The sequence below is a fragment of the Streptomyces sp. NPDC045695 genome, from assembly GCF_056432025.1.
Genome location: NZ_JBWKJU010000006.1, coordinates 213,167 through 234,398, shown reverse-complemented (window position 1 = coordinate 234,398; position 21,232 = coordinate 213,167). Strand labels below are relative to the sequence as shown.

At 71.4% G+C, this 21,232-nt stretch carries 16 protein-coding genes and 2 pseudogenes; 9 read left to right on the top strand and 9 right to left on the bottom strand.

The features are described 5' to 3' along the window. Positions 1-72: 72 nt before the first annotated feature. Entirely contained in the window at positions 73-1,170 is a 1,098-nt protein-coding gene (locus tag AC07DU_RS13800) for a baeRF2 domain-containing protein (protein ID WP_479111439.1), read from the bottom strand. Positions 1,171-1,283: 113 nt separating this feature from the next. Further along, positions 1,284-1,577: an acylphosphatase gene (locus tag AC07DU_RS13795; protein ID WP_479037412.1), complete on the bottom strand. Its 294-nt coding sequence runs from the start codon at positions 1,575-1,577 to the stop codon at positions 1,284-1,286. 78 nt (positions 1,578-1,655) lie between these two features. Between AC07DU_RS13795 and AC07DU_RS13790 the strand changes: the two are divergent. From AC07DU_RS13790 to AC07DU_RS13770, 5 genes and pseudogenes are all read left to right on the top strand, one after another. After that, positions 1,656-2,547: pseudogene (locus AC07DU_RS13790) on the top strand (IS630 family transposase); the annotation flags it as partial. 382 nt (positions 2,548-2,929) lie between these two features. Beyond that, the gene (locus tag AC07DU_RS13785) at positions 2,930-4,312 is read left to right on the top strand and encodes a S41 family peptidase (protein WP_479033686.1); all 1,383 of its coding nucleotides are present in this window, start codon (positions 2,930-2,932) and stop codon (positions 4,310-4,312) included. 54 nt (positions 4,313-4,366) lie between these two features. Next, positions 4,367-4,561 (top strand): hypothetical protein, encoded by a 195-nt coding sequence (locus AC07DU_RS13780; RefSeq protein WP_479033683.1) that lies wholly within the window; start codon positions 4,367-4,369, stop codon positions 4,559-4,561. A gap of 357 nt (positions 4,562-4,918) precedes the next feature. Then, complete coding sequence (locus tag AC07DU_RS13775; protein WP_479111437.1) at positions 4,919-5,863, top strand: nucleoside hydrolase; 945 nt, start codon at positions 4,919-4,921, stop codon at positions 5,861-5,863. A gap of 197 nt (positions 5,864-6,060) precedes the next feature. Continuing rightward, positions 6,061-8,517, top strand: coding sequence for a discoidin domain-containing protein (locus AC07DU_RS13770; RefSeq protein WP_479111435.1), 2,457 nt, complete (start codon positions 6,061-6,063; stop codon positions 8,515-8,517). A gap of 97 nt (positions 8,518-8,614) precedes the next feature. On the opposite strand, the gene rph is transcribed toward AC07DU_RS13770, so the two are convergent. Then, positions 8,615-11,215, bottom strand: coding sequence for a rifamycin-inactivating phosphotransferase (rph, locus tag AC07DU_RS13765; RefSeq protein WP_479111433.1), 2,601 nt, complete (start codon positions 11,213-11,215; stop codon positions 8,615-8,617). Positions 11,216-11,565: 350 nt separating this feature from the next. On the opposite strand from rph, the gene AC07DU_RS13760 reads away from it, so the two are divergent. The 3 genes from AC07DU_RS13760 (at position 11,566) to AC07DU_RS13750 (ending at position 14,241) form a co-directional block, all read left to right on the top strand. Continuing rightward, a complete protein-coding gene (locus AC07DU_RS13760) occupies positions 11,566-12,111 on the top strand; it encodes a DoxX family membrane protein (RefSeq protein WP_453370993.1) in 546 nt (181 codons plus the stop codon). A 275-nt stretch (positions 12,112-12,386) separates the two neighbouring features. Then, positions 12,387-12,695 (top strand): aromatic amino acid lyase, encoded by a 309-nt coding sequence (locus AC07DU_RS13755; RefSeq protein WP_479033666.1) that lies wholly within the window; start codon positions 12,387-12,389, stop codon positions 12,693-12,695. 196 nt (positions 12,696-12,891) lie between these two features. Further along, a complete protein-coding gene (locus AC07DU_RS13750) occupies positions 12,892-14,241 on the top strand; it encodes a serine/threonine-protein kinase (protein WP_479111430.1) in 1,350 nt (449 codons plus the stop codon). A gap of 191 nt (positions 14,242-14,432) precedes the next feature. Here AC07DU_RS13750 and AC07DU_RS13745 read toward each other — a convergent pair whose 3' ends face one another. The 4 genes from AC07DU_RS13745 to AC07DU_RS13730 all read right to left on the bottom strand — a co-directional run bounded on the left by AC07DU_RS13745 (position 14,433) and on the right by AC07DU_RS13730 (position 19,047). Further along, positions 14,433-15,287, bottom strand: a complete 855-nt coding sequence (locus AC07DU_RS13745; protein WP_479111428.1) for a pyridoxamine 5'-phosphate oxidase family protein — start codon at positions 15,285-15,287, stop codon at positions 14,433-14,435. Continuing rightward, the gene (locus AC07DU_RS13740) at positions 15,284-16,708 is read right to left on the bottom strand and encodes a globin domain-containing protein (protein ID WP_479111426.1); all 1,425 of its coding nucleotides are present in this window, start codon (positions 16,706-16,708) and stop codon (positions 15,284-15,286) included. Before AC07DU_RS13740 ends, AC07DU_RS13745 begins: the two co-directional genes overlap by 4 nt. Before the next feature lie 232 nt (positions 16,709-16,940). After that, positions 16,941-17,546, bottom strand: a complete 606-nt coding sequence (locus tag AC07DU_RS13735) for a hypothetical protein (RefSeq protein ID WP_479033656.1) — start codon at positions 17,544-17,546, stop codon at positions 16,941-16,943. A gap of 1,051 nt (positions 17,547-18,597) precedes the next feature. Next, complete coding sequence (locus tag AC07DU_RS13730) at positions 18,598-19,047, bottom strand: PRC-barrel domain-containing protein (RefSeq protein WP_479111424.1); 450 nt, start codon at positions 19,045-19,047, stop codon at positions 18,598-18,600. Between the two features lie 207 nt (positions 19,048-19,254). On the opposite strand from AC07DU_RS13730, the gene AC07DU_RS13725 reads away from it, so the two are divergent. Then, positions 19,255-19,662 (top strand): DUF3662 domain-containing protein, encoded by a 408-nt coding sequence (locus tag AC07DU_RS13725; RefSeq protein ID WP_479111422.1) that lies wholly within the window; start codon positions 19,255-19,257, stop codon positions 19,660-19,662. 236 nt (positions 19,663-19,898) lie between these two features. Here the strand turns inward: AC07DU_RS13725 and AC07DU_RS13720 are convergent. Both AC07DU_RS13720 and AC07DU_RS13715 read right to left on the bottom strand, forming a co-directional pair. Next, a pseudogene (locus AC07DU_RS13720) lies at positions 19,899-20,006 on the bottom strand (hydrolase); the annotation flags it as partial. Next, the gene (locus AC07DU_RS13715; RefSeq protein WP_479033648.1) at positions 19,997-20,677 is read right to left on the bottom strand and encodes a helix-turn-helix domain-containing protein; all 681 of its coding nucleotides are present in this window, start codon (positions 20,675-20,677) and stop codon (positions 19,997-19,999) included. The pseudogene AC07DU_RS13720 and the gene AC07DU_RS13715, both read right to left, overlap by 10 nt. Positions 20,678-21,232: the final 555 nt, after the last annotated feature.

Genomic DNA, 21,232 nt, shown 5'->3' with positions numbered 1-21,232 from the left:
CCGAGGGCGACCGCGGATCGAGGGCGACCGCGGATCGAGGGCGACCGCGGATCGAGGGCGACCGCAGAGCGGTCAGGAGCTCGTGTAGCGGAGCGCCACCGCGACACCGTCCTCCAGGGGCAGCTCCTCGTCCGGTACGGCGATCAGCTCGGCCTGGGTACCGGCCGCCGCGCGGATCAGGGCCGCGCCGGGCGCGGGCTCCTCCCAGTAGTAGTGCAGGCCGAAGGCGTTCAGCTCTTCACCCGTCAGAGCGAGGTGGCCGGGCCCGGCACCGACCCACAGGTGGCGGTCGAGGCTTACGGGCCGGCTGAGGAGCAGGGTCTGCGCCTGACCGCGCTGGAGGGCGGTGACCGCGGCGGCGAGCCCTTCGACGTACTCGGGGTGGCGGGCCCGTTGCCCGAGGAAGGTGTCGACCTGCTGCCGGTCGCGGTCGGGGAGCCTGCCGTCGAGCAGGACGGCGAGCTCCTCCTCCAGGAGGACACGACCGGGCTCGCGGTGCCGGTGCTGCCCGTCCTTGAGTTTGACGAGGGCGCTCTGCAGCCGGCTCGGTGCCGCTCTCATGAGGCTGTTGACGGCCCACGGATCCCCGGCCACCACGACCGTCTCGGTACCGGCCGTGTCCATCGCGGCCGCCAGCTCCCCGGCGAGCTCCTCGACCTCCTTGGGCCAGGTGTCCACCGGTGTCCGGCGGTGGGAGCGCGCTCCCGGCGCGACACGGCCCGTCGGCCAGCGGCCGCTCTCGCAGTCGATCTCCAGCTCCTCGTCCGCGCCGCCGTGCTCGCCGACGTGCACCCGGTGGAGGATCACCACCGCGTACGGGATGTCAGGGGCGTGCTGGAGGGCGAGCGGCAGCGTGTCGGGCAGCATGCCGTACTGCGCGGTGTCGCGGACCGGGGGTTCGGGAAGGCACTGCGTCAGCAGGAGCTCGCCGTGGGCGGCGAAGACCGCCTGGCCGTGCCGTCCGGCCACTTCGCGGTCCGCGCCCACGGCCTCGTCGATCGCGTCCACGGTGGCCGGGTCGGCGTCGTGGGCGAGCAGGGACTTGCGCAGCCGGCGCCAGCGCGACTCGATGGCCCGGTCGGCTTCGTCGAGGTCGCGCGAGGTGTCGAGGTACACCGAGGCCACGGGGCCGGGATGGGCGTAGAGCGGGTTGAGGAACTGCAGCTTCACGGCTTCCTCCCGCGGAGAAGGGGTGCATGGGCGGGCCGGTGCTCTGATGCCTCATTGCGCCCCTACCCCCGCCCGGAGGGGGTAGACCCCGGCCCTCACGCGGCGCCGGCGGCTCAGCCGGGGCGGCGCGGGGTCGGCCGTACCTCGAAGCCGCGCGGTCCCTGCGGCGCGGCCGTCTCCTCGCGGACCTCGACGGCGCGCACCTCGGCCGAGGGCGGTCCCGTACGCGCCCACCGCACCATGGCCGCCACGGCGTCCTCGTCCCCGTCGAACAGCGCCTCGACATCGCCGTCGGGGAGGTTGCGCACCCACCCCGACACGCCCCGCGCCACCGCCTCGCGGCGGCAGGTGTCCCGGTAGAACACTCCCTGCACGGTCCCCGACACGATCACCCGCTTGCATACCATGCTCCGACCTTAGGTCGGTGTCGCGGTGGGCGGGCCGGCGGCTAGTGACCTGAGTCAGAGATTCGTCGTTGGTTGGGTGTGAGCCGACCTGGACCGAAGATCCCGCCGTTGTCTGTGACCGAGGCCCAGAGGGCTGTGCTCGAGGGATGGGTGCGCCGTCGTTCGACGGCTCAGGCTCTGGCATTACGGTCCCGGATCGTTCTCGAGGCCGCGGAAGGGCATTCGATCGCCGAGGTATCGCGCCAGCTGGGGATCGCGCCCGAGACGGTGCGGACCTGGCGGCGCCGGTTCCTGGACCGCGGCCTGGAAGGCATGCACGACGAGCCCCGACCCGGTGTCCCGCGGAAGATCACCGATGCCGATGTCCAGCGGGTGATCGTCAAAACCCTGGAGGAGACGCCGAAGAACGCGACGCACTGGTCGACCCGGTCGATGGCCGCAGCGACCGGTATGTCGCAGTCGGCCATCTCAAGGATCTGGCGGGCGTTCGCCCTGGCCCCGCACCGGTCCCGGACCTTCAAGCTGTCGACGGACCCACTGTTCATCGACAAGGTCCGCGACGTAGTCGGCCTCTACCTCGACCCGCCGGAGAAGGCCTTGGTCCTCTGCGTGGACGAGAAGTCGCAGATCCAGGCCCTGGACCGGTCCCAGCCGTCCTGCCGATGATGCCGGGCGTTCCCGAACGCCGCAGCCACGACCACATCCGCGCCGGCACGACCACCCTCTTCGCAGCCCTCGAAGTCGCGAGTGGCAGGGTCATCGGGTCACTGCACCGACGGCCCCGGCCGCCGAGTTCAAGAAGTTCCTGGCCAAGGTCGACAAAGAAGTGCCGGCGGATCTCCAGGTCCATCTGATCCTCGACAACTACGCGACCCACAAGACGCCGGACGTCAAGAAGTGGCTTCTGGCACACCCCAGGTTCCACCTGCACTTCACACCGACGAGTTCGTCGTGGCTGAACCTGGTGGAGCCACCCAGCTGGGCGCCGCGTGGACCGCCTCCCGGGAGCAGGGCGGCCTCACATGCAGCGGCACTCGTCTCTCCCCTAGACCGTCTCTTTCCGATCTTGCCGGGCCCGCGCCGCCCGGCACCGCACCTCACCGCGTTGTCGGAGCACCCGAGTACATCCAGTACAAGGGCGCTCCTCCGCCTTGCGAGGCACGGCACCGGACGACGCGGGCCCGACCGACAAGATCCGAAAGAGACGGCCTAGGCGTGTGGGGTCCCGGGTACCGCGGGTAGCGGGGGCTGGCCCCACCCCCGATCGGCCGGACAGCCGGATGGCCCGGTGGGTCCCGTGTCGGCGACGGTGGGGCGGTACCCAACAAGTCGCCTACAGAGAAGGCAAGATCGTGCGCATTGTCACGGCCACCGCCGTCGCCCTGGCCCTCGTCGGCGCAGCCGCGCCGGCCGCCACCGCCCACCAGCCGGCCACCGACGGAATCTGGCGCACCGACGGCTACGGCACCGTGCTGTCCATCCGGAACGGAACCCTTCAGGAGTTTCAAACCACCGCCGTCAGCTGCATCGCGGGCGACACCGCGCAGCGGACCGGCCCCGGCGCCTACACCACGCCTGGACGCACCGTCCTCACCGTGCGCACCCGCGGGGACCGCGACCACGCTTCCGTACGGCTGGACGGCGACGTCGGCGAACGGAACCTGCGCCGGATGACGGAACTGCCCGACGCCTGCACGCCTTCCGCCCCCGCGGGTCCGCTCGCCTCCTTCGACGTCTTCTGGCAGTCCTTCGAGGAGAACTACCCCTTCTTCGCCGCCAAGGGCATCGACTGGCACGCCGTACGCGACCAGTACCGGCCCACGGTCCATGAAGGGACGACCCCGGACGAACTCTTCGCCGTCTTCAGCAAGATGGTCGAACCGCTCCACGACGCCCACGTCGCCGTCTTTGACGTCGACGGCGACGGCGACGGTGACCCCGACCGGGCCTTCGCGCAGGTCCGCCCGGGCACCGTCCGGCCCGACGGGAACCTCGACGCCAAGGTCAAGAAGTTCGTCGTGGAGCGCGACCTCAAGGACGCCCGGAACCTCCAGGACTTCGCCGCCGGGCGGATCACCTACGCTGACCTCCCCGGCGGCCAGGGCTACCTGCGGATCTCCGGCTTCAGCGGCTACGCGGGCGGCAAGGCCTCCTACGCCGCCGAGCTGGCCGAGCTCGACAAGGCGCTGGACACGATCCTCGACCAGGAACGCACGCGGCACCTGAAGGGCCTGGTCATCGACCTGCGGATCAACGGCGGCGGCTCCGACGCCATGGGGCTCCACATCGCCGCGCGGCTGACCGACACCCCCTACCTCGCCTACTCCAAGCGGGCCCGCAACGATCCCGCGGACCCCACCCGGCACACGCGCCCCCAGCCCCTGTACGTCACGCCGGCCCAGGGCCCGCGCTACACCGGGCCGGTCGCCGTGCTGACCGGCGGCTCGACCGTCAGCGCGGGAGAGACCTTCACCCAGGCCCTCATGGACCGGCCCGGCCGGACCGTGCGGATCGGGCAGCCCACGCAGGGCGTCTTCTCGGACGTCATGGTGCGCAAGCTCCCCAACGGCATGTCGGTCTGGCTGCCGAACGAGGAGCTGCTGACCCGCTCGGGCAGGACCTTCGACGGCGCGGGCATCCCGCCGCACCTCACCGAGCCGGTCTTCACCACGGAGGAGTTCGACCAGAACAAGGACTCGGCCTTCGACCGGGCCGTGAAGGTCCTGCGGGACTAGACCGGTTCGTTTGGATCACTTCCGCTGGCCGAGGTCATCATTGATGATGTCCAGGTGACCAACCGCATCAGCGCTCTGATCTCGGCCTTCGGTGTTCTTGCCAGCATGATGCTTCACGTTGTCGCCGTTCGTGAGTACCGCTCTGGGGCCTCGATTCTCTGGCTGGTGGCTGGAGCCGTGATCTTCCTCAGCGCTTCGTACACGCTCGTGCGGGACGCGCGGCGACTCCGCACTGGGCCGACCGCCTGACAGCGGCGCCGTTCCAACCAGCCCCGCCAGTCGTTGTTCGTGTGTGCCGTTGACTGACGCACAGTGGGCGCGAATCGAGCCGTTACTCCCAGATCGGACGCCACGGCGGGGTGGCCGGTGGCGGGACCACCGAGCCCGCGTCGTCCGGTGCGGTGCATCGCAAGGCGGAGGGGCGCCCGTGTACGGGACGTACTCGGGCGCCCCGACAACGCGGCGAGGTGCGGCGCCGCGGGCCAGGCGGGACTTTGACGACAGCGCCTAGGGGCGTTTCCCGGCCGCTCCTCGGGCGCCTCCTGGTCACGGGGCGGGACCGGCGGCAGACTGAAAGGTCCGCGACCCCGCACCCGCAGGAGTGACGTGCCCGTCCCGATCATCATCGACTGCGATCCCGGACACGACGACGCCCTCGCCATCATGCTGGCGGCCGGCGACCCGGCGGTCGATCTGCTGGCCATCACCACGGTCGCGGGCAATCAGACGCTGGAGAAGACCACCCTGAACGCGCGGCGCGTGTGCACGGTCGCCGGGATCACCGACGTGCCCATCGCGGCCGGGTGCGCGCGACCGCTCGTCCAGGCGCTCGCGGTCGCGGACGACGTGCACGGCGTCTCCGGGCTCGACGGGCCGATGTTCCCCGAGCCCACCGTGGACGTGGCGGCGGAGCACGCCGTGGACCTCGTCCACCGGCTGCTGACCGAGCATCCGGAGCCGGTCACCCTCGTCCCGACCGCACCGCTGACCAACATCGCCCTCCTGCTGACCCGCTATCCCCAGGACGCCTCCCGCATCCGCGAGATCGTCCTGATGGGCGGCTCGACGGAGCGCGGCAACCGGACTCCGGCGGCCGAGTTCAACATCCGTACGGATCCGGAGGCCGCGGACGTCGTCTTCCGCAGCGGCGTGCCCGTCACCATGTGCGGTCTCAACGTCACCCACCAGGCGCTGGCCACGCCCGACGTGGTGGCCCGCTTCGAGGGGCTCGGTACGCCCCTCGGCGGTACGTGCGCCGAGCTGCTGACCTTCTTCGCGTCCACGTACCGCACGCTGTGGGGGTTCCCGCACCCGCCGCTGCACGATCCCGTCGCGGTGGCCCGGGTCATCGACCCCGGGCTCGTGCACTGCGTGGACGCCAACGTGGTCGTGGAGCTGCACGGCCGGTACACGCGCGGTGCCACCGTGGTGGACCTGCACCGCTACGTGGACCGCCCGGTCAACGCCCGCGTCGCGGTGCACTTGGAGGCCGAGCTGTTCTGGGACCGCATGGTCGCCGCCGTCGCGAGGCTCGGAGCGCGTACGGCGTAGGGTCCTGCGGCGGCGCGGTTTCACGCCAACTCGCCTATGCCGCAGTCAGGTTCATCCATTCTGACCTAAATTCTAGGGCGGACGCACGTTCACCCCAGGAGGTCAGGTTGCCGTTACGACCCTTCCGCGCTCTTCCCCGTGGGTTACGCCGTTCCCCTCTGCTGATAGCCGGCGGTCTCGGTGCGCTGGTCATCGCGATGACGCCCTGGCTCGGCGTCGCGAGCCAGGTACCGGCCGCCCGCGGCCCCGCCCCCGTACCCTTCGACCAGCAGACGGCCCAGCAGGCGCCGCACCACGGCATCGCCCCGGCCCACGCCATGCAGCCCACGGCTCCGGTCCTCGACCGCGCGGGCTGGACCGCCAGGGCGAGCGACGAGGAGACCAGCAGCGAGAACGGCCGCGCCGCCAACGTCCTCGACGGCAACGCCACCACCATCTGGCACAGCGTGTGGACGGGAACCCCCACCCCTCTGCCACACACCCTCACCATCGACATGAAGCGCACGGCGGTCGTCTCCGCGCTCGTCTACCAGCCGCGCGCCGACGGGCCCAACGGGCGCGTCGGCGAGTACGGCATCAGCGTCAGCGCGGACGGGCAGAACTGGACGGGCCCGGTCGCCACCGGCACGCTCGCGGACGACGCCGGCGCCAAGACGCTCGGGTTCGCGCCGCAGGGCGCCCGGTTCGTACGGCTGACGGCGTTCACGGAGGCCGGCGGCCGCGGGCCGTGGAGCTCCGCCGCCGAGATCAACCTCCTGGGCGATCCCGGCACTCCCGCCGCCACCGTCGACCTGTCGCGGACCGGCTGGACCGCCACGGCGAGCGACGAGGAGACCAGCGGCGAGAACGGCCGCGCCGCCAACGTGCTGGACGGTGACTCCGACTCCCTCTGGCACAGCGCGTACACGGGAACCCCCGCCCCCCTGCCGCACAGCATCACCCTCGACATGAAGCGCACGACGGCCGTGTCCGCACTCGTCTACCACCCCCGTACCAGCGGGCCCAACGGGCGAGCGGGTGCGTACACCGTCACCACCAGCACCGACGGCAGCTCCTTCGGTGCTCCGGTGGCCGCGGGCACCTGGCCGGACGACGCCGCCGTCAAAACGGCCACCTTCACCCGTACCGAGAGCGCCCGTTACGTACGCCTGACGGTGACCACCGAGGCGGGCGGGCGCGGCCCGTGGACCTCGGCCGGCGAGATACGCCTGAGCGGACCGGCCGACTCCGCCGTCCACGGCTCCTGGGACCGCATCACCGGCTTCCCCTTGGTGCCGGTGGCCACCGCCGTTCTGCCGGGCGACAGGCTGCTGGCCTGGTCGGCGTACGCCACCGACCGCTTCGGCGGCAGCAACGGCTATACGCAGACCGCGATCCTGGACCTGAAGACCGGCAAGGTCACGCAACGCCGCATCGACAACACCGGCCACGACATGTTCTGTCCCGGCATAGCCATGCTCGCCGACGGCCGGGTGCTGGTCACCGGGGGCAGCAACGCGGAGAAGGCGAGCATCTACGACCCGGCCACCGACGCCTGGTCGGCCACCGCCAGCATGAACATCGCACGCGGCTACCAGGCCATGACGCTGCTCTCCACGGGTGAGGCCTTCGTCCTGGGCGGATCCTGGAGCGGTACGGCGGGCGACAAGGCGGGCGAGGTGTGGTCCCCGGGCACCCGCACCTGGCGCAGGCTGCCGGGCGTCCCCGCCTCCCCGGCGCTGACCGCCGACCCGGCCGGCGCCTACCGCGCGGACAACCACATGTGGCTGCACGCCACTTCGGGCGGCAAGGTCCTGCACCTGGGCCCGAGCAAGCAGATGAACTGGATCTCGACCACCGGCACCGGAAGCATCACCGCCGCCGGCACCCGGGCCGACAGCCAGGACGCCATGACCGGCAACGCCGTCGCCTACGACATCGGCAAGCTGCTCACGCTGGGCGGCTCGCCGGCCTACCAGGACTCCCCGGCGACCCGGCGCGCGTACACCGTGAGCATCTCGGGCGACCGGGTCCAGGCCGCCCGGACGGGCGACATGGAGCACGCCCGCGCCTTCAGCAACAGCGTCGTCCTGCCGGACGGCAAGGTGGCCGTCTTCGGCGGTCAGGCCCACCCCGTGCCCTTCAGCGACGCGACGTCCGTCCTGGCCCCGGAGCTGTGGGACCCGGCGACCGGCACGTTCACCCCGCTCGCCACCATGGCCATCCCGCGCAACTACCACAGCGTGGCCAACCTGTTGCCGGACGGCCGGATCTTCTCCGGCGGCGGGGGCCTGTGCGGGGACTGCGCGACCAACCACGCCGACGGGGCCGTGTTCACCCCGCCGTACCTGCTCAACGCGGACGGTTCGCCGAAGCCGCGTCCCGTCATCACCGGGGGCGTGCCCTCCCGGGCCGCCCTCGGCGCATGGCTGACGGTGAGCACGCAGGGCCAGGTGGCGTCCTTCGTCCTGATGCGGGCCGCGGCCGCGACCCACTCCACCGACAACGACCAGCGGCGGGTCCCGCTGGTGTCCACGCCCACCGGCACCGGTACCGGCACGTACACGGTGTCCCTGCCCGCCGACGGCGGCGTGGCCCTTCCGGGGACCTACATGCTCTTCGCCCTGGACGCCCAAGGGGCGCCGAGCACCGCCGCGTTCCTGACGGTCTCCTAGGCCCTGTCGTCCAAGCGCCGTGACGAGGCGGCGCGGCCTCACCGCGCCGACGGCGCGACCCCGGCCCGGGAGGGGCCGGGGCGCCGGAGGCGGCTGCTCAGGGCAGTATCTCGATGTACCCGTCGGCCCCGTGCACCCGAATCCGCTGGCCGTCCCGGATCAGCCGGGTGGCCCGCTCCACGCCGACCACGGCCGGCAGGCCGTACTCCCGGGCGATGACCGCGCCATGGGTCATCAGGCCCCCCACCTCGGTGACCAGGCCCGCGATCCCGACGAACAGCGGCGACCAGCTGGGGTCGGTGAAGGCAGTGACCAGGATGTCGCCCGCTTCGAGGTCGGCCTGCGCCATGTCGAGGACGACCCGGGCCCGCCCCTCGACGGTCCCGGCCGAGACCGGTACGCCCACCAGCGCGCCGGCGGGGACGTCGTCCCGGCGGTACGCCCCGGTGAGGGCCTCACCGTCCGAGGTGAGCACCCGGGGCGGGGTGAGCGCGTGGTGCGCCCGGAATGCCTCCTTGCGCTGCTGGAGGAGCTGCGGGTCGACCGGCCGACTCGAACGCACGACCTCGTGGAGTTCCTGGAAAGTGAGGTGGAAGACGTCGTCCCGCTCGGCGAGCACGCCCGCCCGCACGAGGCGTGCAGCCTCCTTCATCAGGGCCTGCTTGTAGACGAAGTAGCGGCTGATGATGCCGTACTTCGGGTACTCCCGGTACCCGATGAAGGTGCGGACCCGGTCGATCATCCGCTTGGTCTCGTCGGCCTTCCCGTCCCCGTCCGGCAGGGCGCGCAAGCGTGACAGCACGTCCTGTTCCTTCTTGTGGGCCTTTTGCCGCCCCAGTTCGAAGCGTCGCCCGGCGGCGCCCGGCTCGAAGTTGCGCACGTGGTCGAGGATCACGGGCACGAGCGTGCTGGGGTGTTCGCCCCAGCGCGGCCTGGTGATGTCGATCTCGCCGACGCAGCGCATGCCGTACCGGTCGAGGTAGGCCTCGATGGCGTCGCGCGCCTCGGGGCCGCCCTCAAGCTTCGCCAGCCCGTCCAGGAAGTCGTCGTCCTGCACGTCCCGCAGGAAGGCCACCACCTCCGGCAGCGGGCGGATGACGTCCGCGACGTCGAGCAGGGCCAGTCCCATCTCCGACGTGACGTTGTCGGGAGCTGACAGCGTCAGTGTGTCGGCGGCGTTCTTCTCTCCCAGCCACTGCGCCAGCTTGTCGTTGAGCCACCAGGTGGCTTCCATGCCCGCCATGATCACCTGAATACTCAGCGGATCGCTGAGGATGCGCTTGTGCTCTTCGAAGGCCTCCAGCAGGAAGTCGAACAGCGCCGGTCCGCTCTTGGTCCGGATGTCGCGCTCCAGGGCGGCGAGTGACACCCGGCTGCGCTCGATCAGGTCGGTGACGATGGCAGGATCGGTCGCGATCGGGTCGGGCGCACCTGCGGGCGGCGGCCCGCCGGAGACCGGATCAGGGTGCGGCAGGATGAAGTCCCCGCGGTCGAGGATCGTTTGCAGAGCGTCCCTGACCAGCGGGTCGCCCTTCTCGAAGGCGTCGAGAAGGGCGGCGCGGCCCGAGGGCGAGGCGAGGCGGGCGGTGACGTCCACGAACAGCCTCCCGCCGGCCTCGTGCATCGGCACCATGGCCGTCAGCTGCCACATGGAGAACCCCAGCGGCTTCATGGGATCGGTCATCATCTGCCCGTGGCCGACCGAGACGTAGACGTGGTTGTGCCGGTCGCCGCTCTCCGGGACGGGGAACAGCGTCGTGATCGGCCGGCTCTGCACGATGCGGAAGCCGTCGTCCACCAGGCACCATTCGATGTCCTGGGGGCGGCCGAAGTGCGCTTCGATGCGCCGCCCGAGACCGGCCAGCCGTACGGCCTGCGCATCCGTCAGCGCCGGCTGTTCCTGACGCCGTGCGTCGACCGCCACCTCGTGCGTACCGCCGGCGGGCAGGGCGGTCACGGCGCGCTTCTTGGAGGCGATCGTGCGGGCGACGACCTCACCGTCGCGCACCATGAAGACGTCCGGGTTCACCAGGCCGGAGACCAGTGCCTCGCCAAGGCCGAATCCGGCGTCCACGGTGGCGACCTTCCGGTTTCCCGTGACGGGGTCGGCCGTGAACAGGACGCCGGACGCGTGGGGGAAGGCCATCTGCTGCACGACCACGGCCATGTGGACCGTACGGTGGTCGATACCGTTGCGATGGCGGTACGTCACGGCACGCTCGGTGAACAACGAGGCCCAGCACCGGCTGATGTGCTGGAGGATCGCCGTCGGTCCCACGACGTTGAGGTACGAGTCCTGCTGGCCGGCGAAGGAGGCCGTCGGCAGGTCCTCCGCCGTCGCGCTGGACCGAACGGCGTAGGCGGCCCGTTCGCCGGACCGGGCGAGTGCGCGGATGATCGCCGCCGCGAGGTCGTCCGGGATGGCGGTTCCTTCGATGGTCCGGCGGATCCGCGCGCTGAGCGTGCGGACCGCTTCCCGGTCGTCCGGGTTCACGCGCGACAACCGATCGAGCAGATCGCAGGCCGAGGGCGCCTGCTTGATGATCCGCCGGAAGGCCTCGGTCGTCACGCAGAATCCTCCCGGCACGCGGACCCCTTCGATGCGCGACAGCGCGCCCAGGTGTGCGCCCTTGCCGCCGACGACGGCGACCTGGGTCTCGTCGGCATGGTGAAGGTCCCACACGTACTGCTCGTTCACTGCGATGCCTCCAGGGCGGTCGTGGCTCGGGCGATGATTCTGCGCCCTGCCCGGGCCCTTGCGGCAAGCCCCCTGTCGCGCTATAAGTTGAGAGTGGCAAGGAGAGGGCTCTCCTTGCCTTTGTCGTTTTCCCCCTCGGAGGCAGGTTCCCGACCCGGGCGGGGCGGGGCGCAGGGCACCAGAGCGATAAGACGGCCTTCGGGCGCCCGCCGGTCAGCCGGTGCACCGCCATCCGGTGGGGGCGGCGGTGTGGGGTGGGAGCCTCGGGGGAACAGATCGTGCCGATCGCCGGCGGTGCGTGCCGATGACCGGCGGTGCCGACTCGACGACGACGGAAAGGCCTGACCGCCATGCCCTTCACCCACCGCAAGGATCTCGGATTGCTCGCTCTGCGCCTGGGCGCAGGCGGTGTGCTAATCGCACACGGCACGCAGAAGCTCTTCGGCTGGTTCGGAGGGGGCGGCATCGAGGGAACGGCCAAGGCCATGGAGCACATGGGCTTCACCCCGGGCCGGGAGAGTGCGATCGCGGCCGGCCTCGGTGAGGCGGGCGGCGGGGCACTGCTCGTGCTCGGCCTGGCCACACCGGCTGCCGGTGCGGCCGCCGCAGGTGCCATGGCGGGGGCCGTTTCGGTGCACGCGCCCGCCGGGTTCTTCGCCCAGGGCGGCGGCTTCGAGTACCCGGCCTTCCTCGGCTTCGTGGCCGCCAGTCTCGGGCTCGCGGGGCCCGGCTGCTACTCACTCGATCACGTCGCGGGACACAGACTGAACCAGCCGGCGGCCGTACTGGTGGCTTTCACACTGGCCGCGGCCGCGACGACGATCGTGGTCAACCGCCGGATCGCGGCATTGGCCACCGCGAGCATGGACGAGGGCGACATGGACACCCCGGCCTGAGGCGGCGCCCTGCCGGCGGGACCCCCTCCGGCATTCGGCCGCCGGGTGACGAGGGCGGCCGGCGCTGCAGTAGTCGCCGGGCCCCCTGGCGGGGATGAGCGTTCCGTGACCGGCCGGGAACGCGGCACGCTCCCGTTCAGCGCGCCGGGTGGGTACCTCCGGGGTGGCACTGGAACGGTCCGCGGGGCGCTGGTCGCCGCGGCCCGCGCGGAGGGGCTCGGGCTGTGCGCCTCGGGCGGCGAATCTGCGGTGCAGGAACCCCTCGCAAGTGAGCTGTGGCGGCCGCCACCCCGAGCAGAAGGAGCGGCCACGCCGTTGACACCCTCAATGCCGAGGTCACCGACGTCGCCGTACTCGCGCACGAACTATCCGCCCGGCTGCTGTCGAACAGATGGAGCTACGGCCTGCCGGCCAACCTCGCCTACCCGCCGGTGGGCCTCAACTCCGGCATGGTGCAGGCACAGACGACAGCCGCCGCGCTCATCCCCGAGATGCAGACCAGAGCCGCGCCGTCAGGCGTGCTGTCCCGGCCGGAAAAACCCTCAAGGACGACCGGTGGATGTCGCCCGACGTCGAGAGGATGACGGGCCTGGTACGCAGCCGCGCCCTGGAGGCGCTCGTGGACCGCACATCCGGCCGCCTCCTCCACAGTGCCGGCCACTGATCGTCTCGTCCGAGCGCGGGTCAGCCCACCGATCGGCGTGGAGGCCGGTGCGTTGCGTAGCTCCTGCATCCACGGGCAAACGCGCGACACTGCCCGCGAGTGGAGGAGAACCCCGAATGGCGGCCCGGCCCGACCCCGCGCACGGAGCACCGTACGAAGACCACACCCTGCTGGGTGGCCGTTACCGGCTCCACGCCCTCATAGGATCCGGCGGCACGGCGGACGTGTTCCGCGGTGTCGACGAGGTGTTGGGACGTGAGGTAGCCGTCAAAGTGTTCCGCGCCGGGACGGACACGGTCACCGCCGACCGCTTCTGCGACGAAGCGCGCACCTTGGCCCGGCTGTCCCACCGTGCGCTCGTCACGGTCTACGACGCCGGGCGCCAGGGAGAGGGCGCCTTCATGGTCGCCGAGCTGATCCGCGGCGTCACCCTGCGCACGCGGATATCCGCCGGTCCCCTCAGCCCCGTCCAGGTCACACGGCTCGGAGCGGAGATCGCCTCCGCCCTCGACCACATCCACGCCCACGGGATCATCCACCACGACCTGAAGCCCTCCAACATCCTCCTCGGTGACAGCGGTTCCCCGCACCTGGCCGACTTCGGGCTGGCCAGGACCGTCCGCGACCAGTCCCACAGCACGGCCGAAGCACTGGTCGGCACCCTCGCCTACATGGCTCCCGAGCAGTTCCTCGGCCGGGGTGCGAGCACGGCCAGTGACGTCTACGCCCTGGGTCTGACCCTTCTCGAAGCACTCACCGGGCACCGCGAGTACCAGGGGACACCCGTCGAGGTCGGCACCGCCCACATCCTCAAAGCGCCACGGGTACCCGAGGGGCTGTCGGCCGACCTCCGCCTGCTGCTGAAGGCGATGACCGACCCGGACCCCCAGGCCCGCCCGGACGCCGCCTGTGTCCAGTCGCGCCTGCAGGCCATGGCCGGCACGCCCGTACCGCGTGCCGCCGCCACGGTGAGCGCGGCGAACGCGGACACCTCCACGCACCGTGCACCGTTGCCGTGCCTCGAGGGCGCCCGTGCTCCCGCTTCCGCTCAGGCTGTACGACCGCCCGCACCGTCGGCGAGGAGGGCCGGAACGCGGCGGCGGGCCGCCGCGATGGGCCTCGTGGCGGTGGGGGTCACCGGGGCCTGCGTGCTCCTGACGGGCGGCGTCCCGGAAGGGCGGGAGACCCCGCCTCCCTCCGCAACCTTCCACAACCAGCCGTCGGCGCCCAAGAATGCCGGGGCTGCGGCTCCGCAGACCACGCCGCCGGCGCCGTCCCCGTCAACAGGGGCGGATCTGACGGTCCCCGCTCCGCCAACCGCCGGGGAATCCGCACCGCCCGCCACTGCGGCCGTCCCGGGCGCCGGGCGACCGGGCGCCGGCCGGGAGAAACCGCCCCAGCCGGTGAAGGAGAAGACCGACCCCGGAAAGGGGAAGGGCAACAAGGACAAGGGGCGCCAGAACTGAGCGCCTTCACCCGTCGGCGGACGAGGCGGTGGCCGACTCCGCTGAGGGCCCCGGCATCGGCCGGACGGCACACCGTCGCGGCTGAAGGTGGTCGCGCCGTCCGCGCGCCGAGGCAATGGAGAAGCCGGTGATCAGCCGGTTTCGACGGCGTCGTGCAGGGTCGGGCAGCCGGCGTACGCGCCGTCGTCGCTCTACAGGCCAGCTGGATCGGTGTCGGGACGCTGGGGTCCTGGGCCACAGGACGCGGCCTGGCGATCCGGGGTGCTGAACCAGCCGCTGAATGCCCGTTCCCCGGTCTCGGTACGGCGCTGCTCGGCCCTCTCCAGGACCCGCTCGGCCTGCGCCCTCCAGGCCGGCGCGTCCGCGCGGGGCGGGGGATCGAAGTGACCCCGTTCGTGCGCTTCGGCGGCAGCTCCGAAGAAGTCGCCGCCCTTGCGCTTGGAGTCGTCCGTCCCCCAAGACCGACCGGCGCCCTGCCGCGGCACCCTCTGCAGATGGGGGATGTGTTTGGCGCAGTGGATGTACGCCTCTTCGACGGCGATCCGCACCCACACCCGGCTCCGCCGACCGGGCACGGGGTCGACCGCGAGTCCGGGGTGGGCGCGGCGCATCTCGTCGTCAGCCACGATCCTTGCCCTGCCGTTGACATGGAGGCCGATGCGGTCCCGCAGGAAGTCGATCATGAGGACGCCGACGTGGGGGTTCTCTTGGATGTTGCCGAGGCTGGCCTGCACGCCGTTCCCGCGGTACTCGGGGTAGGCGATGGTCCGGTCGTCCAGGACGTGAAGGAACCCGAGCGGGCCGGCACGGAAGGTGTTGTCGCACTCACCGGACCCATCGGCGGTCGCCAGGAAGAACATCTCCTGTCGCACCACGAAGTTCCGCATGCGGGTGTTGAGCCGGTCCAGGACCTGTTCGGCATAGAACTTGTCAGCGCGCTCGCCGGTACCTGTGAGCTGCTGGAGCAGGTGTTCGCCGGCGCTGCCGGGACGTGCGGTGCGCGTCGGCGCCGCCGGCCGGTGACCGGTCTGTTCGGATGGGCTCAATTCCTTGCCCCGACCAGTTCCTCGATGGAGTCGTGCCTTATGCGGTCGGTGGACATGCCGATGCCCAAGAGGGTGTCGACGCCTTGGCGGATCATTCCGGGCGGCCCGGACAGGTAAGCGTCGTAGGCGTGCCACGGGCCGTGCTGCGACACTGCTTCCGGAAGGCCGGCGCCCGGGCCGCCGACCGTCCCGGCGTCGATGACCGGGCGGACCGAGAGCCAGGGATGCGTCTTCTGCAGGTGGAGCATCGTGTCCAAGTCGTACAGGTCGTCGCCGCGGCGGGCTCCGTAGAACACCTGGACGGAACGTCGGCGGCCATGGCGGGCCACGTCCTCGACCAGGGCCCTGATGGGTGCGATGCCGGTGCCACCGCCGAGGCACAGCAGACCGCTGTCGGTGCTGTGGTCCACGGTCATCGACCCGGCGGGTGCCCCGAGCCGGACCACGTCCCCTCGGCGGGCTCGCCGCACGAGGGCGTTGGAGACCCAGCCCGCCGGCACGGCTTTGACGTGGAAGGAGAGCAGGCCGTCCGAGCGGGGCGCAGAGGCGAAGGAGTAGTGCCGCCACACGCGCGGCCACCACGGGGTCTCCAGGGAGGCGTACTGCCCGGCGAGGAAGGGGTAGGGCTGGTCGGGGCGGACGGTCACGACCGCGACGTCCGGCGTACGCATCTCGTGGGCGACGATCTCCGCCTGCCACCAGGCGGGCGCGTGCAGCTCGTCCTCAGCCGCAGCGTCGATCATGATCTGGGAGATTTTGGTGTAGGCGGCCACCCAGGCGCCCTCGGCTTGCGGACTCCAGCTGCGCTCCGCGTAGTGGGAGAGGGCGCCGATGAGGCATTCGCCGACGGCAGGGTAGTGCTCGGGAAGGGTGCCGTACTTCCGGTGGCCGCGGCCGAGAGGGGACAGGTACGCGGTCAGGGCGGCGGGGTCGTGCACGTGCGTCGCGGCGGTGAGCAGCGCCTTGAAGAGGCGGTCTCGCTGGGTGTCCATCGCGGCGGGGAAGAGCGCTCGCAGGCCGGGGTGCCGGACGAAGAGCAGGGCGTAGAAGTACGAGGTGACCTTGTCGGCGACGGGCTCGACCTCGGCCATGGTGCGGCGCAGCAGAGCGGCGTCCGAGGTCTCGGGCGAGGGGGTGGGCGCAGCGGGCGGCTCGGCGGTCGGAGGGGGCGGGGGCGGCTGGGTGGCCCTGGTGCTCGGCGCGGACTTCCCGGCGCCCGTACGGCTCCTGTCGCCACCGGCAGCGTTGCCCACGGGGCGAATCGGTCTGACGGGGCGGCTGGGTATCCGGTCCGCGCCCTCCTGGTCGTCCCGCCCTCCCCCCGCAGGTCTCTTGACCGGGTTCGGGCCGAACCAGCCTCCGTCACGGGACGTCCCCTCGGAGCTGCCTCCGTCAGCCGACGTGTTGGTCTGGGTGTCCATCGGTGCGCCTCACCTCGAGCGTCTTTCGGTCGGCCTGCGGATTCGGGGCAGCGTGTGCCCCGAACTCTCCTTCTCAATCCTCCCTGTGTGCCTTTCGCACCCGCCGGCCCTGCAGACTCTTGTCCCGTGCTGGAGTTGGAGCTCGGCAGAGTCCAGACCTGCGAACGGGCCCCGCCGCACGTCGCCGCGCCGATGCGCGCCGTTCTGCACGGACGGCCACCGCCTGTGCCCGTCAGGGCCGCAGGCCGGCCTGCTTGAGTGCGACCTCGCAGAGGTCAGCGATGACGCGCTGGTCCCCGCGGCGCCAGGCGTCGGCGAGACCGCCCGGAGGGGCGGGGAGCGCGGCGAGGTCACGCAGGGAGCCGTTGAGGGCGCGCAGGGCGAGCAGATCGGCGCCCCCAGGTGCTTCCGCCAGGCGTCTCACGGTGGCGCTGCGCCGGATCCAGCGCAGGCGTGGGGGAAGCCAGAGCAGCAGCACGAAGAACACCGGGATGACGATCAGTGCCGTTGCTGTCAGGGTGGCGACCTGGCTGACGCCGTGCTGGAGGGACTGTCCAGCGTCGGCGAACCCGGTGCCGGCGTCGGCTGCGGACTGGAGCGGCTTCTTCAGGAGGTCGCCGACGAGCGGGACCTTCGAGGCCGCGTCACCGGCGTTGTCGAGTTCAGAGGCGAGGCTGTCGCCCGAGCTCTCCACCTTCCGCCCCGGCTCGGCCAGTAGCATGATCACTTCGTGAGCGGCGAGGGCGAACCACACCGCGGCGGCCGTCAGGGCCGCGGCCAGCAGGTCCCCCAGGACCTGCCGGTTCCTGCGTGCCGGGGTCTGGGCGTAGAGGCGCATCGGCGGGCTCCCGTTCGAGGCCGGTCGGTCGACCGTACGTCGGACTCGACTCTTCCACCGGTCGCCGCCGGTAAACGTGCGTGACGCGTGCTCGGTTCAGCGGAAGCACCGGGTGCGGGGCGCCGCCGGGGCACCCGCCACGCGTACGGCGCCCCCGCAGCTGGCCGGCCCTGGAGCACACGACGCGGGAGCGGTTACAGCGGCTACCTGTGGGCTTCCGACGCAACCGGGGGGACGGAGGCGTGGTCTGCGCTGAGCCCGTCTCCGCGGGTGTCACCGGCTGTGGTGCCGGATGTGCCGCTGACGCGGGATTCGGGTCAGTCGGCGGGCCCCGGAGCGGTGGCGGCCAGAAAGGGGATTGCGTCGTGCCGGAGCACTGGGGGCCAGCACCAGGAGAGCGATGACTACGAGGACCGCGACGAGGATGAGCACGGCAACGAGGTTCATGTTCCTGCCTTCCGGTCGGCTACGAAGTTCCTGTGGCTACATCGTCTAGCCGACTAATCCCGCCTCAAACACGGTGAGTGAGGATGCGTCGCTTTTCGCAACCGCACGCCTCCTTCCGCCGCAGCCCGCCCGCGAGCCCGCCGCAAGTCCGCGCGCGGACGGAGCCGATGACGATGGTGCGATGCTCTCGCCGGGTGGCAAGTCGGGGCTCTAGGGTGCCGCTCACCGCCACCGGGTGTTGCGACCGAACAGCTCACGAGCAGCTCCTACCGCGATCGCCGCCGTCATCAGCCCACCGGCCACCCACGCCGCGGTTGCATCACCACCGCGCGCCGGTTCCCCCTCCCCCTCGCCGTCGGCTCATTAAGGAAAGCGGAAACCTACCGCAGCCGTACAGAGGGCCCCACGGCCTCGGCCCGCGGGCGCCGGTGTCCCGGCACATGCCGGATGCCGGATGCCATGCGGGGTGGTGGATGCCGGGCGCCAGGTGCCGGAACGGTGCAACCGCATCCGTGGGCGAGGCGCGTCGAGCCGCGCGACCGGCAAGTCGGAGAACCCGCCCTTACGGTTCGCGCCCCGCCACGCCCACGCCCACTTCAGCGGTTCACCTTCCGGGCTGTACCGGCCGGAGCCGGGACACGTGCGTCTCCTGACCGGCCGCGCCCTCCTGGATGGTGCCGGCCCGGTCCATTTGCCCCCAGCCCGCACCGCTTTCGGCGTTCACCTCTTCCCGCACGTCCCTGATCCCGTAGTGCGCGAACAGCTTCTGCTCCTCCGCCACCGACAGCACGCTCCCGCAGTCCAGCGCCGCGCACGGCGCCCGCTCGATCAGGGAGACGCCGTACGGCAGCACCAGACGCTGGTCCTCCAGCAGCGCGTCGCGCAGCGGGACGAAGACGCCGCCGAGGCCGGACGCCCGGTCGGTGATCCGGACCCATTCGGGCCGGCCGGTGGTGTCGTCCACCAGGACGTAGTCCACCCCGCCCACACGCTGACCCTGGTCGGTGTACGCCGTATATCCGACCATGGCCGTCAGCTGCTCCTGAGTGATCATCGCTTCTCCTCGTCCTCCTGCCGCGCGCTGCTGTCACCGCCCGGCTACCCGCACACGGCACCGGGAAGCGGACGGGGGAGGTCCGGCTTTCCCGTAGGCGGGCGCGATGCGGCCGCGCGGCGCATCCCGCAGTTCACCCCCGTGCGGTCCCGGGTGAATCTGCCCTCGCGTGCGCGTGACGTCGCGGAACCGGGGCACGTGCGGTTCATGGGCACGTTGAAGGGCTGGGAGCTGGCGATCGAGCAGGCCGAGAAGGCACTGGCGGAGAAGCTGCTCGGCAGTGATGCGGCGGAGGCGGAGGTGGTCGAGGCGCTACTCCGGACGTGCGACGAGCACGCCGTCGTGTGCAGCTCCCACCGCACCGTGGTGCCGAACGTGTTCACCGTCGAGCTGCCTCCGCCCGTGTACGCCGAGATCGGCCCGCACCTCACCGTGGTGGGGCAGGAGCTGACCGACCGGTTGGAGCGCCACGGCGAGCGCGAGGGCTACGAATGGGCCGGCCCGCTCACCGTGCGGCTCGCTGCGGCCGAACACATCCCCAACGGCCGCTACCAGGTCCGCTGCGCCCCCATGGCACACATCACTGCCGCGCCGCTGAGCACTCCGGACCCGTGACGCCGAGGAGTTCGCAGACTCCCGAAGGGGATCGAGTGCTCAGTGAGCAGGACTTCCTTGACCGCGCGGACCGCGTCGATCACCCTTGGGCCGGCAGACTTCCCCACCGTGGCATCCACCTGCCGGCCGGCAGCCCCGACAGCGCACCGGGCGACGACACGCTCTCGGCGGTCGCCGCGCGCAAGGAGGCGGCGTTCGTACGCACGTTGGCGGCCGGGGCCGTCGGCCCAGGCGGCCAGACAGCTGTCGAAGGCGGTCTTCCAGGCCGCGGCGTGCAGCTGGGCCGAGTCGAGGAGCACCCCGTCGGTGTCGAAGACGACGGCGCGCGGGGTGCTCACCCGGATCCCACACGGCGGCCGGTGATCCGGGTGGGGGTCACGGACATCCAGTGCGTACGGGGTCCGCCGGCCCAGGGCAGCGAACGGGCGACGGAGTACAGGTGGCTGACGCGCTCCCCGTCCGTGACACCGGACAGCTCACCGACGGCCATGACGCTCCAGCCCTCTCGCATCGCGTCGTCGATGTGGTCCACCTCGAAGGCGACCTCGGTACCGGTCGCCTCGGCGAGGCGCGAGTCGACCGCCGTTCGGAACGCGATCTCGTCTCCTACGACGAGGTAGTTGACGGGAAAGACGGCAAGTCCTTCCATGCCGGAGAACCCGACCCGGCCGATGCCGTGGGTGGAGAGCAGGCGGCGACACTCGGCCTCGCTCAGCGTCGTCGACGCGGAAGCACGCATCGCGGTCCCCATTCCGGGAGGGCTGTCGGTCGTTCTCCCGGTCAGCTCGGCAACGGTGGTCCCCAGCGCATCCGCGAGACCCAGGAGCATGCCCATGTTGGGCGCCTCCGCCCGCTCCTCCACGTAGGCGATGTACGACGCGGCGGCCCCACAGCGCTCTCCGAGTTCCTCACGCGTGATTCCCAGCTCTTCGCGGCGGGCGGTCACGCGCCGTCCGAGGTCACCCCGGGCAGCCGGAACCTTGATCGGGGACACATCTGCCGTGGTCTCTCTCATGATCGTCACACCCTTGCGGTTCGTAGCGGGTACAGGAACGTGCCGACGCACTGGGCGCCAACCCCAGGCTGTACCCGCCACCGGTGCACGCACAGGGCCGGACGGCCCCCTACCGGGGCCGGTCGGACCCATGCCCTTTCCTCGGGTATGACGGCGAAGGCCGGTTCCCTCGCTGAAGGAAGGCTGGTCATATCCGGGGCGGGCCTGCTCCACTGCGCTTCCTCGGCACCGTGCGGACCGTCACAGGCAGGAACCAAGTATGGGCAAGCCGTCTTGGTCGACCGGAGCCGCTCAAGCCCTGAACTGTGCCATCCGCCTCGCTGCGCGTCGACAGGAAGATCGCCTCCAGGGAGACGACGAGCGTCAGCATCGGCCAGGGATTGGCCTCCACGAACCACATCCAGAGGGCGAAGCCGACTCCATGCCCGGCCGTTGTCGCAGAAGGGGCCGACCGGTCCCATGCAGGGGACGGTCCTGCCCTTCCGCCCCCCGTCCTCGTGGGAGCACGGTTCACACATCGGCTCAACCGGCGCATACCCCGGCCTGCGGTTCAAG